We start from the raw sequence: 15,022 nt of genomic DNA on the forward strand, positions 1-15,022 counted from the left end.
CTATACGCTATCCAGCCGATGATCGGCTGGAATGAATCGGTAAGGTGTTCGTATGCGAACCGGTGTGCGCCGCAGGATGGGTGTGGAGGAGCGGCGGCAGCAGTTGATCGGGGTGGCCCTCGAACTGTTCAGCCGGCGCTCGCCCGACGAGGTCTCCATCGACGAGATAGCCTCGGCGGCGGGCATCTCCCGCCCGCTCGTCTACCACTACTTCCCCGGCAAACTCAGCCTGTACGAGGCCGCGTTGAAGCGTGCCTCCGATGATCTGGCGAACCGTTTCGTGGAGCCCCGGGAGGGCCCGCTCGGCGCCCGGCTGCTCCGGGTCACCCACCGGTTCTTCGACTTCGTCGACGAACACGGCCCCGGTTTCTCGGCCCTGATGCGGGGCGGCCCGGCCGTCGGCTCGTCCCGTGCCAACGCCCTCGTCGACGGCGTACGGCAGGCCGCCTATGTCCAGATCCTTTCGCACCTGGACGTCGACGCCCCGCCGGCCCGCCTCGAACTCGTCGTCCGCTCCTGGATCTCGCTCGCCGAGTCGACGGCCCTCATCTGGCTGGACGGCCGCCGTATCCCGAGACAGGAGCTGGAGCTCCAACTCGTCCACGACTTCGCGGCCCTGGCGGCTGTCAGCGCCGCCCAGGACGAGGACATGGCGGCCCTGCTCCGCCGCGTCCTCGCCGACGAGCCGGCGGACGGCCCGTTCAGCGGACTGGCGGGCCGCCTGGTGGCTCTGGCCCGCGGCTGATCGTCGACTAGACCTCGAACTTCCGGTACGACGGATCGAGGTCCCGTACCTCCGCCGACGCGTGGAACGCGAGCCCCTCCCCCACCTTCACGTGCTCCCGGAGCAGTTCCAGCACGTTCTCCGTCAGCGTCACCTTCGTCTCGTCGGTCCGTCCGGCGAGGAGCCCCAGCGTGACGTGCACGATCGCGTGGCCGTCGGTGTCGGGCCCGACGACCGTGTCCTCGGTGGCCCGGAACTGCGTCTTGCAGGCCTCCGGCTTCGCGGCGGCCGTCCGCACGACCTCCTCGTGCAGGGCCTTGGCGAACGCGGGCCGGTCGAAGCCGTCGGAGAGGACGGCGGTGTAGTCAACAGTGATCTGCGGCATGAGGTCACCCTAACCGCAGCCGCAACGCCAGCATCGCGATGTCGTCCTCCCGGTCCCGGCCGAAGCAGTGCAGCAAGGTGTCGCACAACGCGACCGTCCCGGCCGGCGCGTCCGCCGCGGCGGCCCGCAGTTGCTCCAGGGAGAGCGACAGGTCGATGCCGCGGGTCTCGACGAGCCCGTCGGTGACCATGAGCAGCCGGTCCGTCGGCCACAGCACCGTCTCCGTGGGCTCGGGCCGTTCGAGCCCTAGCCCGAGGAGCGGCCCGGCGGCCTTCACGTACTCGGCCTCGCCGGAGTCGCGGACGATCAACGGCGGGATGTGGCCCGCGTTGGCGACCCGCACCCGCCCGCTGCCCGGCTCGACGAGGGCCAGGCAGACGGTGGCGGTGACATCGGGGTGGTAGTGCTGGAGCATCCGGTCGAGCCGCTGGGCGAGCGCCGCGGGGTCGGACTGCTCCACGCAGTAGGCGCGCAGGGCGTGCCGGATCTCGACCATCACGGTGGCCGCGTCCAGGGAGTGCCCGACGACGTCGCCGACGGCGGTGAGGACGCCGCCGGGGGTGGACAGGGCCGCGTAGAAGTCGCCGCCGATCTCGGTCTGGCGGGACGCGGGCACATACCGTACGACGACTTCGAGGCCGGGGAACTCGGGCACCCGCTTGGGCAGGAAGCTGTGCTGGAGGGTCAGCGCGACATGGCGCTCGACCTGGTACATCAGCAGGGGTTGCGCGGCCAGCGCGGTGGCCTGCGCGAGGCGGGCGACCAGCCCCGTCGTGTCGGACGCCGTGCCCCGGGCGCCGTGCACGGGTGTGGCGACGCAGACGGGCGTGCCGCTCTCGGTGCGGGCGAGGACCAGTCGGGCGTCCTCGGTGACGCCGGGCCGGAAGAAGCCCGCGGGCCACAGCGGCGCGGGGACGACGGTGTCGTGCGGGCCGGGGTCGCCGTCGGTGACGCGGCGGATGAGCCGGGCCACGGCCTCGTGCGCGCCGGCGTCGGGGAGGGTGGTGCGGGCCCTGGCCCGGGAGGTGCCGCTGTAGACGTGGCCGTCCTCGCCGAGCACGAACACGGCGGCGGGTGACCTGGTGAGCCGGGCGGCTCCCTCGGCGGCGGCGCCGGCCAGTTCCTCCAGGGTGCGGGCGGCCTGGACGTCGACGATGGTCTCGGAGAGCAGCGTGAGCCGCCGTACGAGGGCCTCCGCGCCGTTGCGCATCCGGGCGCCGCGGACGGCCGCGCGGACGACCGCCTGGATCTCCTCCGGTTCGGCGGGGACCGTCAGATAGGCCTCGCCGCCCGCGTCGAGGCCCCGGCAGCGGTCGATGGGGGCGACGGAGGCGGCGGAGAAGTGGACGACGGGCAGGGCTGCCGTCGGGGGCAGCGATTTGAGGCGGCGGCAGAGTTCGAACCCGCTCATGTCGGGGAGGCCGACGTCGACGAGGGCCACGTCCGGCAGGACCCCCGAGCGGAACCGCACGTCGAGTTCGGCGAGGGCCTCACCGGCGCTGGCGACGGGGACGACGCTGTGCCCGGCTCTGCGCAGCACTGCGCCCATCGCGTACCGGCTGGCGGCCGCGTCGTCGACCACCAGGACCGTGGTGCTTGCTTCGTCGGCCATCAGGCTCATGAGGCTCTCGTCGTCGCCGGCACTCGGATGGTGCGGACCGGGCCCCCTAACTCCGTCCGCACCACCCAAGCTAGCGCCCTACCGGTCGGAGCGTGCGAATACCGCCACGGTCCGCCCCGGAACGACGAAGGTCCCCGATTCCGCTTCGTACGACGCCTTCCGGACGGTAGAGTCCGCGCCCGACGCTTGGACCCGGTGCAGGGCGTACGCCGTCCCGGCCAGCTCGTCCACGGTCTGCTTCCGCTCCTCGGGGGTGGCGTTGAAGACGACGACGAGGTCACCGAGTTCCATGGTGATCACGCCCGGGGTCTCGTCCTTCCCCGACAGCGGGAACGACAGCTTCGACTGGACCTGTCCGGCCGTGTCGAGGGAGAAGACGTCCTCCGTCGTACGGATCCGCAGCAGGTCCCGGTACGCGGCCGAGGCGCCCTCGATCTGCTCGCAGCCGACCTTCACCGAGGTCAACAGGGGCTTGGCGTAGGGCCACTTGGACCGGTTGTCGGCCGCGAGGGGAAGGCCGCGGCCGAAGCCGTTGCCGTCCCGGCAGTCCCAGTGGATCGCGTTGAACCAGTCGCCGCTGTCGTAGGAGTTGCGGTCGAGGGACTTGGACCGCAGCAGGTCGGTGCCCGCCTGGGAGAGCGCCGGGCCCTGCGAGAGGACGGCCGTCGCCATGGCGAGGACCTGCATACGGGCCCGGTCGGCGGCGTTCGTGGCGGCCGGCAGTTTGAAGGCGAGCGCGTCGAACAGCGACTCGTTGTCGTGCGCGTCGACGTAGGCGAGGGCGTCGCCGGGGGCGTCCGCGTATCCGGCGGGGGCCCCGTTGTAGTCGACGTCGGAGCCCTTGACCTCGTTGCCGTCGGTGTCGGTGAACCGGTAGTTCGCGAGGTTGCCGCTCAGGCCGACCTTGATGAGGTCCTGGTAGTGCAGCAGCCGGGCCTTCTGCTCGGCCGGAGTGCCGTTGTCCTCCGAGGAGTTGGGCTCGGTGTGCAGACCGGACGCGAAGCCCTGGACGCCGGGGTCCTCGTCGAAGGGGCCGCCGCCGCGCACGGCGTCACGGGCCCGGTCGGAGAAGGTCGCGATGCCCGTCCCGGCCATGTTCTTCTGGGTGGCCTGGACGAAGCGCGCGTCGTCGGCCACCTCGCCGAAGTTCCATCCCTCGCCGTAGAGGATGATCCGCTTGCCGTCGACGCCGTCCTTCTCGGGCGTCAGCGCGTCGAGGGCCTCGCGCACCGCCAGGATGTTGGCCTTCGGGTGGTGGCCCATCAGGTCGAAGCGGAACCCGTCGACCTTGTACTGCTTGGCCCAGGTGACCATGGAGTCGACGACCAGCTTGCCCATCATGGTGTTCTCGGGCGCGGTGTTGGCGCAGCAGGTGGAGGTGGCGACCGAACCGTCGGCGAGGAGCCGGTGGTAGTAGCCGGGGACCACCTTGTCGAGGACGCTCTTGTCGGCCTGGCCGCTCGCCGGGGTGTGGTTGTAGACCACGTCCAGCACGACGCCGAGTCCGTCGTCGTTGAGCGCCTTCACCATCCTCCGGAACTCGACCGTGCGCCGCGTACCGTCCGGGTCGGTGGCGTACGAGCCCTCCGGGACGGTGTAGTGGTACGGGTCGTAACCCCAGTTGAACGCGTCCTTCGCCGCGACCTTCGCCACGCACTCCTGCTGCTGCTCGGAGTCGGCGGCGTAGGAGCCGAGGTCGCAGTCGACGGTCGCCTGGTCGGCCTTCTTCTCGGGGATGGTGGCGATGTCGGCGACGGGCAGCAGGTGCACGTACGACGTCCCGGCCTTGGCCAGTTCCCGCAGGTGCTTCGAGCCGTCGCTGCCCTTGTCGGTGAAGGCGAGGTAGGTGCCCTTGTCCTTCGCCGGCACGGTGCCGTCGCCGATCGAGAAGTCCCGGACGTGCAGTTCCTGGATCTGCGCGTCCTTCAGCGGTACGGCCTTCGGCTTGGTGTACGACGACCAGCCCTTCGGCGCCAGGGCCTTGTCCGCGAGGTCGACGACGAGGCTGCGCTCGGAGTCGGCGGTCAGGGCGACGGAGTACGGGTCGGTGACCTTGTTGGTGACGACCTCGCGGACGCTGGGCGCCCACACCTTCACGACGTACCGGTAGGGCTTGTTCTTCCAGGACTTCTCCCCGGTGACGGACCAGACGCCGGTGGCGTCGTCCCGCTTCATGGGGAGGGTCTGCCCGTCGAGTTCGAGCTTCACCGACTGGGCCGTGGGCGCCCAGACTGCGAGCTTCGGACGGCCCTTGGCGAACGTCGGTCCGAGGTCGGCGTCCGCCGCCTTCCCGCCGTAGAGATCGTCGAGGACACCGGCGAGCTGCACGCCCGTCGCCGCGAGAACCGCGCCGTTCGCCGCGCGCTGGGAGACGACGAGCTGGCCGCGCAGGGCCTCACGGACCCGGTCGCGGTCGCGGGGGTCGACGGTCCACGCGGTGGACGACTTCAGGTGCGGGAACCTCGCCTTCTGGGCGTCGGTGAGGGCCGACTTGGTCAGCCGCAGCCACCGCTCGTCGGTGCTGGTCAGCGCGCCGCCCTTCACCTTGATGGAGCCGGTGCGCGAGTACAGCAGCTGGGTGGAGGCGGCGGTGTCGTTCCCGTTCCAGGCGACGGTGTTCCGGTCGATCCAGACCGCCTTGGAGGTGGTGAGGTCGAGGGCCGCGGCGGAACCGGTCGGCTGCGGGAGCAGGTACTTCTCCTGCCCGTTCAGCAGCCACACCTCGGGCCCGTGGGTCTTGAGGTCGAGGGCCTGGTCGGTGGGGAGGTCCTTCTCGTCGCCCTTGTGGAGGATGTAGCTGAGGCTGGTGGCCCCGTCGGTGAGGGGCACCTCGAAGACGGCGCCGTAGGCGTCGGTCCGCACCGGTTCCAGGGGCTTGGCCCAGTCGGTGGGGTTCGCGGCGCCGGACCAGACGTGCAGGCCCCAGCCGTCGTAGTTCCCGTCGGCGCGGTGGTAGTGGAGGACCGCCTTGGACGGGTCCGGGGCCGGAAGGTCGGGCTTCTCCGTCAGGACGGCCTCCTTGCCCTGCTCGACCCAGATCTCGCCGGTCTTCGTGACGTCGATCGAACGGTCGGCGGAGACGTCCTTGGTGCCGTCCTTGTCGATGACGAGGTAACTGACGTTCGAGGCACCGGGCTTGAGCTTGACGTAGGCGAAGGCGCCGTACGCGTCCCGCCCGATGAAGTCGTGCCCCTCCGGCCAGGTCGTCCCCTCGCCCTCGGCGATGTCGCCCCAGGCGTAGAGCCGCCAGTCGGTGTACTCGCCGTCGGCGCGCTTGTAGTGGACGATCGCGTAGTCGCGCGAGGAGGCGGTGGGGACCTCGGGGGCGGGTGGGGTGCCCGTGGTGGAGGTCGCGGTGGCGCTCGCCGTACGTCCGGTTCGGTCGATCACCACTGCTTTGTACCGCAGGGCGGTTCCGGCCGGTACGTCCTCACCGAGGGTCTGGGTGACCTTGTACGGGGCGTGGTCGGCGGAGCCGAGGGTCTTCCACGCGCCGTTGCCGACCTGGGCGGCGAAGACGACCCGGTTGAGCTGTCCGCCGTCCACATCGGCACCGACCTCGACCGTGCCCGTGGCGCCGACGGCCGGGGCATTGAGGGCGAGCGTGGGCTTGGCGGCGGGCTTCGCGAGGGGGCCGCCGGCCTTGAGGACGATCGCGGAACCGGCGGGGACGGTGACGGTGACCTTCTTGTCGGCGCCGCTCGTCACCTTGGCGTCGGTGCCGTAGAGGCCCTTGAAGTTCATACGGGCGGAGCCGGTGGCGAAGGTCGCGGTCCTGGCGTCGTCCGCGTTGTTGAAGGCGACGACGTACTCGATGCCGGTGCGGGCGTCGGTGCGCGAGAAGGCGTAGACGCCGGCCCCGTCGGCCGCGTGACGCTCGGTCTGGACGCCGTCGGCGAGGGCCGGGTGCGCCTTGCGGAGCTTGGCGAGCGCGCTGATCCGCCGGTAGAGCGGCGCGTTCGTGTCGTACGCGTCCGTGGCGTGCGTTCGGTCCGTGCCGAGCAGGTCGTCGTCCAGGTAGTCGGCGGTCTTCGAGGCGAACATCGTCTGGCGGGCGTCCTTGTCGCCGCCCGCGCCGGTGAAGCCCTGCTCGTCGCCGTAGTAGACGACCGGGTTGCCCCGGCTGAGGAACATCAGCTCGTTGACGAGCCGGTCCTTGGCGAGCAGTTCGGCGTCCGTGGCCTTCGGGTCGTCCTGCTTGAGGAAGGTCCCGATGCGGCCCATGTCGTGGTTGCCGAGGAAGGTGACCTGCTCGTACGCGTTGGCGCGGCCGGTCGTGTACTTGTAGTCGTCCCCGAAGACCTGGGCCAGCTTCTTCGCGCTGCCGCCCTGGGAGACGTAGGACCGCGCCGCGTCCTGGAAGGGGAAGTCGAGCGTGGAGTCGAGGCGGCCCTGGGTGACGTACGGGGCGGTCACGGAGGTGTCGGCGGAGTAGACCTCGCCGAACATGAAGAAGTCGTCGCGGCCCTTCTTCGCGGCGTACGCGTCGAGGGCGGTGGCCCACCGGGTCCAGAACTCCATGTTGACGTGCTTCACGGTGTCGATCCGGAAGCCGTCGATGTCGAAGTCCCTGACCCACTTCTCGTAGATCTTCTCCATGCCGGAGACGACCTCGGGGCGTTCGGTCCACAGGTCGTCCAGGCCCACGAAGTCGCCGTAGGTGGCGGACTCGCCGGCCCAGGTGGAGTCGCCCCGGTTGTGGTACATCGTCGGGTCGTTGAGCCAGGAGGGGACCTTGGTCTTCTTCTTCGCGGCCGGGACGACGGGGGTCCTGGGGAAGGAGTCCCGGTCGACGGACGGGAAGTTCTTCCGCCCGTCCGCGTAGTCGGTGTCGTCGAAGGGCTTCCCGTCTTCGGTCAGGTAGGGGAAGGCACCCTTGGAGAGGTAGTCGTAGGACTTGTCCTCGTAGTCGACGACGTCGGCGGTGTGATTGGTGATGACGTCGAAGAAGACCTTCATGCCCTTGGCGTGGGCCTTGGAGATGAGGGTCTCCAAGTCCTTGTTGGTGCCGAAGTGCGGGTCGACCTGGGTGAAGTCGGTGATCCAGTAGCCGTGGTAGCCGGCGGAGGCGTTGGCCCCCGTCCCCTGCACGGGCTGGTTCTTGAAGATCGGGGCCATCCAGATGGCGGTGGTGCCGAGGCCCTTGATGTAGTCGAGCTTCTTGGTCAGGCCCTTGAGATCGCCGCCCTGGTAGAAGCCCTTGTCGGCGGGGTCGTAGCCGGTGGTGAGGCGCGAGCCGGTGAGTCCGCCCTTGTCGTTCGCCCTGTCCCCATTGGCGAAACGATCCGGCAGGACGAAGTAGAACTGCTCGCGGGTGAGGTCGTGACGAGCGGCGCTCTTCGCCAGCTTCGCGTCGGACGGCGGTGCGGGCGGGGTGGCGGCCCCGGCGGTGAGGGGCTGGACGAGCGCCGCGGTCAGCGCGGTCACGGTGACCGCGCCGATCACGGCGGTCCGTCCGGCGTGGGCGGTGCGGCGCCTCGACGGCGTCGGCCATCTCGGTATCACAGATGGACTCCTTGCGATGACGGCTCTGGTGGGTCCGACCCCGCGTGACCGTATCGCCGCCGAAAGTGTTTCAGCAAGAGGCTTGAAAGTAACGGTAAGGGCTTACAAGGCCGTCAGCAGCTGGTCTTGCCCGCGTAGACGGCGAGGGCGGCGTGGGAGCCGAGGGTCGCGGTGAGCTGGCCGGAGCCGTTCACGGTGACCGTCGTGTTGTCCTGCACGTTGCAGTAGGTGCCGGCCGCGAGGGAGGTCTGGTACGTGCGGCTGAGGCTGCTCGACTCGTGGTTGATGGCGACGAAGCCCTTGTTTCCCCGGCCGAACGCGATCGCGTCGCCCCCGTTGTCCCACCAGTTGGTGACGGCCTCGCCGCGGGTGGCGTTGCGGAAGGGGACCATGCGCATGATCTCCGGCCAGGCGTGCTGGCACTTCCACCCGTTCTGCCAACAGGCGCTGACCGCACCGCCGTTGGGCGGGCCCGCGTCATGGTCGGTGAACTCGTAGCCGGAGTTGATGTCGGGCGCGCCGTACGGGTGGGCCAGCATGAACACGTTCGCCAGCGTGTAGGTGGCGTTGTCCTTGTAGCTGAGCGTGGAGCCGTTGCGCTCGGTGTCGTGGTTGTCGACGAAGACCCCGGCGACCGAGCTGCTCATGTAGCCCCAGCCCTCGCCGTAGTTCTTCAGGTAGGCGAGGTTCTCGTTGTTGAAGACCCGCTTGAGGTCGAAGGCGTACCGGAACTCCTGTACGTCCCCGTTGCCGGTGTACTCGCTCGGCTGGACGGCCTCGCCGGAGCCGTGGATGGCCTCCTGCTTCCAATACGCGTTCGGGTTGCTCAGCCGCGACTTGATGTTGGCGAGGTCGGCGGCGGGGATGTGCTTGGCGGCGTCGATCCGGAAGCCGTCGACGCCGTACCCGAGCAGGGAGTTCATGTACCCGGCGATGGTCGAACGGACGTACTCCTCACCGGTGTCCAGGTCGGCGAGACCCACGAGCTCGCAGTTCTGGACGTTGGCGCGGTTGGTGTAGTCGCTGATGGTGGCGGTGCAGTCGTCGAAGTCGAAGGAGGAGTAGAGACCGGGGTAGGTGTACTTCGTGTACGACGAGCCGCCGGTTCCCGTGCCGCTGCCCGCCGACATGTGGTTGACGACCGTGTCGACGACGACCTTGACGCCGGCCGCGTGACACGTGTCGATCATGTTCTTGAAGGCGGTGGCGTTCCCGAGCCGTCCGGCGATCCGGTAGCTGACGGGCTGGTACGACGTCCACCACTGCGCGCCCTGTATGTGCTCGGCGGGCGGCGAGACCTGGACGTAGCCGTACCCGTTGGGGCCGAGCGTGTTGGTGCACTCCTTGGCGACGGAGGCGAAGTTCCACTCGAACAGGACGGCGGTCACGTCCTTGGTGCCGGGGGGCGAGGCGTACGCGGTCGTCGTGGGCACCGCGAGCGCGATCGACGCGCCGGCCGCGAGAGCGAGCGTGCCGGAGAGGGTTCTGCTGACCATGTGGGGTCCTTCTCCGTTGAAGGGGTCCGAAGGGGAGGTGCGCGGGCCGTGGACGGGCCCGTGCGGCAAGGCCGTTGCGGTTTCTTGCTGCAAGATGGCTGAAAACTTTCAGCCGAAAGGAAGGTACGAGTCCACTTGTCAAACGGTCAACCCTCCGGACGCACCTTCTTCACGCGCGCGAAATCTCTTCACAGGCAAGGGCGTTGAGGGCGGGTCCCCCGCATGCAACCCCCGTCATGGAGTGCCGTGTACGCGGACCACGCGTCCAGCAACGGAGGGGTCACCGAACCTCGTCGGCCGGGGCCATGGGTGAGCGCGTAGCGTACGGCCGCCGGGGTGGCCCGTGGGAACGCCGAGCGCAGCAGGGCGACCGTGCCCGTGACGAAGGGCGCGGCGGCGCTCGTGCCGCTCAGGACGAGGGGGCGGCCGTCGGTGACCGGGCCCGGGACGCGGTCACCGGGGGCGCCGACGCCGTTGCGGCCGACGGACCTACCGAGGTTGGACTGGGGCATGGGGTGCCCGGCGCGGTCGTACGCGGTCACCGGGACGACCCACGGGTGGTCGGTGAGGACGGAGGAGCCCAACCTGCCCTGGTTCCCGGCGGCGACCACCAGGATGACACCCCGGGCGGCGGCGTGGTCGAGGGCCTCCTCCAGCGCGTGGTCGCGGATCCCGGAGGGCGCCGGCTGGGCCATGCTCAGGTTCACGACATGGGCGCCCGCGTCGACGATCTCCGTGAGCGCCCGGGCCAGTTCCCCGGTCCGTACGCCGGACAGGCAGGTCGCGGGGCCGCCGTCGGCCGGACGGTCCGCGAAGAGGGGCCGTGACAGCAGGGTGCAGCGGGGGGCGACGCCCCCGTCGGCTACGAGGATCCCGGCCACGGCGGTGCCGTGCGCGCAGCAGACGTCGGTGCGGCGGCAGCGTCCCGTGTCGGTGGCCGGCCCCAGTTCCCGCACCGCGCGGGCCGCGAAGGCGGGGTGGTCCGGGGCGACGCGGCCGTCGATCACACCGATGACGATCTCGGGCCGGCCCGAGGTGCGTGCCATGAGCGGCGGAAGGCGCACCAGTTCCAACGGGTCCATGGCGCGCCCCTCTCCACGGCCGTCCGAGGGGACGGCCGGACTCACTCGTGCACGGGCTCGGGCGGACCGCAGGCGCCGAGGCACTCCGCCGCACAACGGTTCAGACAGTCGCCCGCCTCGTAGGACGGCACGTCCCGGCAGACGTCGGCGCAGAGATTGGAGCACAACGTGTCGCAGTACATGTCGAGTTGGGCCCGTAGCCGGTCACCGGCCCCGCCCCGCCGGACGAGCGGGACGGGAGCCGCCGGGACGAATCCGGGGAGGGTCACGGTGCGCTCCCCCACCACGCGGGATCCCGGCACCGGTCCGCCAGACAGGAGGCGTAGCACTCGTCGAACTGCTCGAGTCCTTCGCAGCGCGACCGGCAGAGCGGGCCCTCGACACGCTCGCAGGTGATCTCCTGCGGGCGCAGGAGATCACCCTGGCCCGTGGGGGCGGGGTGCCGGGCGAATCCGGGGACGGTCATGTCGGCTCATAGGGGCCGTAGCAGTTTTCCGCGATGCACTCCCGCACGCAGGCGGCGGGGTTCCAGGCGCGTCTGCACTGAACCCGGCACACCCCTCCGAGCTCCTCCTCACAGGTGATGAACTGGGGTACGACCCGGTCACCGGCCGGGGCGGGCGGGTCCGTCGTGGTGAATCCTGGCAGGCTCATAGCGGGTCACCTCTCCCACGTCTGCTCGCAGAGCTGCGCCAGGCACTTCCGCACGCACGCGCGGGGGTCGTAGGCACGGCGGCAGCGGTGGCGGCAGACCGGCCTCAGTTCCTCCTCGCAGGTGAAGTGCTGAGGAACCATCAGGTCACCGGCGTGCGCTCCGGGTGCCGTCGGACCGACGGCGAATCCGGGGATACGCATGTCCCTTCGCCTCTTTCCTCTCTCGTCTCTCGTCGCTCTCGTGTCCTTGTGCCGCTCACCGGGTGTAGTAGCGCTGGACGGGGGTCACCCGGAAGGGGAAGAGCCCCGCGAGACCCACGCGGACGAACCACTTCTCGGTGACGTTGGTCTGACGGTGGGTGTACGAGAAGACGACCGTGATGACGGTCTGCGACCCCACGCTGAGCCGGGAGAGGCCCGTCTCCACCGCGGACAGGACGAAGCCCTCGGAGCGCATCTCACTGGTCCTGCGGTAGATCTCCTGCTCCCGCACCGTCAGGTAGTTGAGGGCCCGGTGCGCCGGGTCGAGGCCCGCGTTGTTGTTGAGCTGGAGCACCCGGTCGAGGACCTCCCTGGCGGTCTTCTCGAACCCCTTGCGGGTGGTGTCTGCGGGGCGGTCGATCGCCTCGATCAGCTCCCTGCTGTCGAAGGCCCAGATCTTCTCGACATGGACGACCGGCACGGAGAGTCCCTGACACGCGCCCGGCGGCACGAGGGGGCCGAGGGTGCCGACGACGACGGCGAGGTCGCGGTAGTCCCGGACCGGGCGCAGGGCCTCCACGAGGTCGTCCAGGTCGGTGGGGTCGACGGGTTCCAGGACGTAGGTGTCGACTCCCTGCACGGACAGGACGTAGCACATCTGCCGGGCCAGGTAGCGGTTCTCGGGGGCGGACAGGACGCGGTGGACGGCGTCGGCGTCACTGGCGTCATGGGCTCCTCCGGCGCCTGCCGCCTGCAAGAACTCGTGCTGGACCGAGAGATCGGGAAAGACGGCGCGCACCTGGCCGATGACGTACACATAGCCGGGGGTGGTGTCGCCGCCCCGTCCCGCTCCGCCGCCGTCGTGGGATCCGGACCCGGCGCAGCCGCAACAGGCCTGCGTGACGCCGGACTCGACGGGCAACGGGGCCGCGTCGTCCGGATCGAACGACGCGGGGGGCGCGGCGGGCACGGTCCGTGTCCGGGTCCCGGTCCCGGTCTCCGGCGGGGGGCTCGCGTCTGTGGCGCCGTCTGTGATCTCGGGGTCCATGGGTCGGTCACTCCTCACGCAGGGCTCTGTGGGACTCCCGGTCCGGAGCGGTCGCGCACCGGGCCGCCTGGTCGGGCACGCGCCGTGCGCGGTGCTCAGCGTTGGCGCCCGCCACCGATCGTCATCCACTGGTTCAACGCCTCGGCCCGGCGTCCGCAGCCGCCGCAGGGCCGGATCCCCATCGCGGTGGTCACCCGGGCGACGGCGTCGCCCAGTCCGATCTCCGCGTCGTCGTGGGCGAAGCCGGGGATACGGACGCGGTGGCGGGACTTGCCGTGGCGGGACTCCCAGCCGCTCGTTGCGCCGTCAACCATCTAGCTCACATCCCGGTGTTGACCGATCTCACTCGGCGCCCCCGACACGTCCCCGCCCCCTTCCACTCTGCTCCTGCGGTTCCCGGGACGCACCTCGACCTGCCCTCCAGGCGGTGGACGCGGCAGGGCCCGCCACCCCGGGCTGGGGTGGCGGGCCCTGAAGGTCGACCGCGGCGGCCTCGCTGCCGCCGCTCGCGGAAGGTCAGCCGGTCGTCCACCACACGGTCGTGTCCCCCGGCAGCTTCGCCTCGTCGTCGGCCACCGTCAGTTCGCCGCTGGCGACCAGGACACGGCCGTACGCGGGGATCCGGACCGCCTCGCTCGTGGTGTTCGCGACGCACACGAAGTCACCCCGGCGGAAGGCCAGGACACCGGCGGGGGCCTTGAGCCACTCCACCGAGTCGCCCGCGCCGAGGGCGCGCTGGTCGCGGCGGACGGCGAGGGCCGTGCGGTACAGCTCCAGGGTCGAGTCCGCGACGCCCGTCTGGGCCTCCACGCTCAGGTCGGCCCACTCGGCGGGCTGCGGCAGCCAGGAGCCACCCGCGCCGAAGCCGTACGACGAACCGGCGCGGGTCCACGGGATCGGCACCCGGCAGCCGTCGCGGAAGCCGTCCTGGCCGGCGCCCCGGAAGTACGCGGGGTCCTGGCGGACCTCGTCCGGGAGGTCGACGACGTCGGGGAGGCCGAGTTCCTCGCCCTGGTAGACGTAGGCCGAGCCGGGCAGCGCCAGCATCAGCAGGGAGGCGGCGCGGGCGCGGCGCAGGCCCAGTGCGCGGTCGCCCGCGAGGCGGATCTGCGTGCCGAGGCCCGGTTCGTTGGCGAAGCGCGTCGCGTGCCGGGTCACGTCGTGGTTCGACAGCACCCAGGTCGCGGGGGCGTTCACCGGACGCATCGCGTCCAGGGTGCGGTCGATGACGACCTTCAGCTCCGCCGCGTCCCAACTCGTGCTCAGGTACTGGAAGTTGAAGGCCTGGTGCAGCTCGTCGGGGCGGACGTAGTTCGCGGTGCGCTCCACCGTCGGGGTCCACGCCTCCGCCACGAAGATGCGGTCGCCCGCGTACTCGTCCAGCACCAGACGCCATTCGCGGTAGATCGCGTGGACGCCGTCCTGGTCGAAGAACGGCATGACATCGTTGCCCAGCAGCTTCAGCTGGTCGTGGGCGCCGAGGTCCGGGAGGCCGTCGGCCTTGACCAGACCGTGGGCGACGTCGATACGGAAGCCGTCGACGCCGATGTCCAGCCAGAAGCGGAGGATGGAGCGGAACTCGTCGCCGACCGCGGGGTGCTCCCAGTTGAAGTCGGGCTGCTCCGGGGCGAAGAGGTGGAGGTACCACTCGCCCGGGGTGCCGTCGGGTTCCGTCACCCGCGTCCATGCCGGGCCGCCGAAGATGGACTCCCAGTCGTTGGGCGGGAGTTCGCCGTTCGCGCCCTTGCCGGGGCGGAAGTGGTAGCGGTCCCGCAGCGGCGAGCCGGGGCCCCCCGCCACCGCCCGCTTGAACCACTCGTGCTGGTCGGAGGAGTGGTTCGGGACCAGGTCGACGATGATGCGCAGGCCCAGCTCGTGGGCGTCGCGGATCAGCGCGTCCGCGTCCAGGAGCGACCCGAACATCGGGTCCACCGCGCGGTAGTCGGCGACGTCGTACCCGGCGTCGGCCTGCGGGGAGGCGTAGAAGGGGCTGAGCCACACGGCGTCGATGCCGAGGTCGCGCAGGTACGGGAGTCGGGAACGTACGCCCTCCAGGTCGCCCATGCCGTCACCGTTGCTGTCGGCGAAGCTGCGCGGATAGACCTGGTAGATCACCGCATCGCGCCACCAGTCGCTGCGCGGGGTGGTGGCGAGGGCAGAGGTCGGGTCCGGGTCGGCTGCGGAGTGCTGCTGGCTCATGGCGTCCTTGGTGCGTAACAGGGGCATGTGGTCAGAAGGTCTTGGGATCTGCGGTGCCGGGGTACCGGCGTTCCGGCGAGGCGGTCGCGGTGGCAGCGGGGTCGGAT

The 15,022-nt window shown here is 70.6% G+C and carries 12 protein-coding genes; 1 reads left to right on the forward strand and 11 read right to left on the reverse strand.

Features of this window, described 5'->3' with window-relative positions; genetic code table 11:
• Nucleotides 1–52: 52 nt before the first annotated feature.
• Nucleotides 53–745 (forward strand): TetR/AcrR family transcriptional regulator, encoded by a 693-nt coding sequence (locus PUR53_RS45625; protein ID WP_329912392.1) that lies wholly within the window; start codon nucleotides 53–55, stop codon nucleotides 743–745.
• Nucleotides 746–752: 7 nt separating this feature from the next.
• Here the strand turns inward: PUR53_RS45625 and PUR53_RS45630 are convergent, their stop codons facing one another.
• The 11 genes from PUR53_RS45630 to PUR53_RS45680 all read right to left on the reverse strand — a co-directional run bounded on the left by PUR53_RS45630 (nucleotide 753) and on the right by PUR53_RS45680 (nucleotide 14,915).
• Nucleotides 753–1,109 (reverse strand): 5-carboxymethyl-2-hydroxymuconate Delta-isomerase, encoded by a 357-nt coding sequence (locus tag PUR53_RS45630; RefSeq protein ID WP_329901202.1) that lies wholly within the window; start codon nucleotides 1,107–1,109, stop codon nucleotides 753–755.
• A gap of 4 nt (nucleotides 1,110–1,113) precedes the next feature.
• On the reverse strand, nucleotides 1,114–2,721 hold the full coding sequence (locus PUR53_RS45635) for a fused response regulator/phosphatase (protein ID WP_329901201.1): 1,608 nt from the start codon (nucleotides 2,719–2,721) through the stop codon (nucleotides 1,114–1,116).
• An 87-nt stretch (nucleotides 2,722–2,808) separates the two neighbouring features.
• The gene (pulA, locus tag PUR53_RS45640; protein ID WP_329912393.1) at nucleotides 2,809–8,235 is read right to left on the reverse strand and encodes a pullulanase-type alpha-1,6-glucosidase; all 5,427 of its coding nucleotides are present in this window, start codon (nucleotides 8,233–8,235) and stop codon (nucleotides 2,809–2,811) included.
• A gap of 113 nt (nucleotides 8,236–8,348) precedes the next feature.
• Nucleotides 8,349–9,731, reverse strand: a complete 1,383-nt coding sequence (locus tag PUR53_RS45645; protein WP_329912394.1) for an alpha-amylase — start codon at nucleotides 9,729–9,731, stop codon at nucleotides 8,349–8,351.
• Nucleotides 9,732–9,919: 188 nt separating this feature from the next.
• A complete protein-coding gene (locus PUR53_RS45650; RefSeq protein WP_329912395.1) occupies nucleotides 9,920–10,813 on the reverse strand; it encodes a S8 family peptidase in 894 nt (297 codons plus the stop codon).
• A 41-nt stretch (nucleotides 10,814–10,854) separates the two neighbouring features.
• Nucleotides 10,855–11,082 carry a hypothetical protein gene (locus PUR53_RS45655; RefSeq protein WP_329901197.1) on the reverse strand — a complete coding sequence of 76 codons (228 nt, stop codon included), beginning with the start codon at nucleotides 11,080–11,082 and terminating at the stop codon, nucleotides 10,855–10,857.
• On the reverse strand, nucleotides 11,079–11,279 hold the full coding sequence (locus PUR53_RS45660; RefSeq protein WP_329901196.1) for a hypothetical protein: 201 nt from the start codon (nucleotides 11,277–11,279) through the stop codon (nucleotides 11,079–11,081). Before PUR53_RS45660 ends, PUR53_RS45655 begins: the two co-directional genes overlap by 4 nt.
• Nucleotides 11,280–11,473: 194 nt before the next feature.
• Entirely contained in the window at nucleotides 11,474–11,668 is a 195-nt protein-coding gene (locus PUR53_RS45665) for a hypothetical protein (RefSeq protein ID WP_329912396.1), read from the reverse strand.
• Between the two features lie 55 nt (nucleotides 11,669–11,723).
• Entirely contained in the window at nucleotides 11,724–12,716 is a 993-nt protein-coding gene (locus PUR53_RS45670; protein WP_329912397.1) for a hypothetical protein, read from the reverse strand.
• A gap of 95 nt (nucleotides 12,717–12,811) precedes the next feature.
• Nucleotides 12,812–13,030 carry a hypothetical protein gene (locus tag PUR53_RS45675; protein WP_329912398.1) on the reverse strand — a complete coding sequence of 73 codons (219 nt, stop codon included), beginning with the start codon at nucleotides 13,028–13,030 and terminating at the stop codon, nucleotides 12,812–12,814.
• 202 nt (nucleotides 13,031–13,232) lie between these two features.
• Nucleotides 13,233–14,915: a glycoside hydrolase family 13 protein gene (locus PUR53_RS45680; protein WP_329901279.1), complete on the reverse strand. Its 1,683-nt coding sequence runs from the start codon at nucleotides 14,913–14,915 to the stop codon at nucleotides 13,233–13,235.
• Between the last annotated feature and the right edge of the window lie 107 nt (nucleotides 14,916–15,022).

Source organism: Streptomyces sp. SP18BB07 (genome assembly GCF_036322545.1).
In the GTDB taxonomy this organism is placed as follows: Bacteria; Actinomycetota; Actinomycetes; order Streptomycetales; family Streptomycetaceae; genus Streptomyces; species Streptomyces deccanensis.

Bases quoted from the DNA above. Each gene is read 5' to 3' on its own strand.
- PUR53_RS45625 (WP_329912392.1), top strand. From the start codon at position 53: ATGCGAACCGGTGTGCGCCGCAGGATGGGTGTGGAGGAGCGGCGGCAG.
- PUR53_RS45630 (WP_329901202.1), bottom strand. From the start codon at position 1,109: ATGCCGCAGATCACTGTTGACTACACCGCCGTCCTCTCCGACGGCTTC.
- PUR53_RS45635 (WP_329901201.1), bottom strand. From the start codon at position 2,721: ATGGCCGACGAAGCAAGCACCACGGTCCTGGTGGTCGACGACGCGGCC.
- PUR53_RS45645 (WP_329912394.1), bottom strand. From the start codon at position 9,731: ATGGTCAGCAGAACCCTCTCCGGCACGCTCGCTCTCGCGGCCGGCGCG.
- PUR53_RS45650 (WP_329912395.1), bottom strand. From the start codon at position 10,813: ATGGACCCGTTGGAACTGGTGCGCCTTCCGCCGCTCATGGCACGCACC.
- PUR53_RS45660 (WP_329901196.1), bottom strand. From the start codon at position 11,279: ATGACCGTCCCCGGATTCGCCCGGCACCCCGCCCCCACGGGCCAGGGT.
- PUR53_RS45665 (WP_329912396.1), bottom strand. From the start codon at position 11,668: ATGCGTATCCCCGGATTCGCCGTCGGTCCGACGGCACCCGGAGCGCAC.
- PUR53_RS45670 (WP_329912397.1), bottom strand. From the start codon at position 12,716: ATGGACCCCGAGATCACAGACGGCGCCACAGACGCGAGCCCCCCGCCG.
- PUR53_RS45675 (WP_329912398.1), bottom strand. From the start codon at position 13,030: ATGGTTGACGGCGCAACGAGCGGCTGGGAGTCCCGCCACGGCAAGTCC.
- PUR53_RS45680 (WP_329901279.1), bottom strand. From the start codon at position 14,915: ATGAGCCAGCAGCACTCCGCAGCCGACCCGGACCCGACCTCTGCCCTC.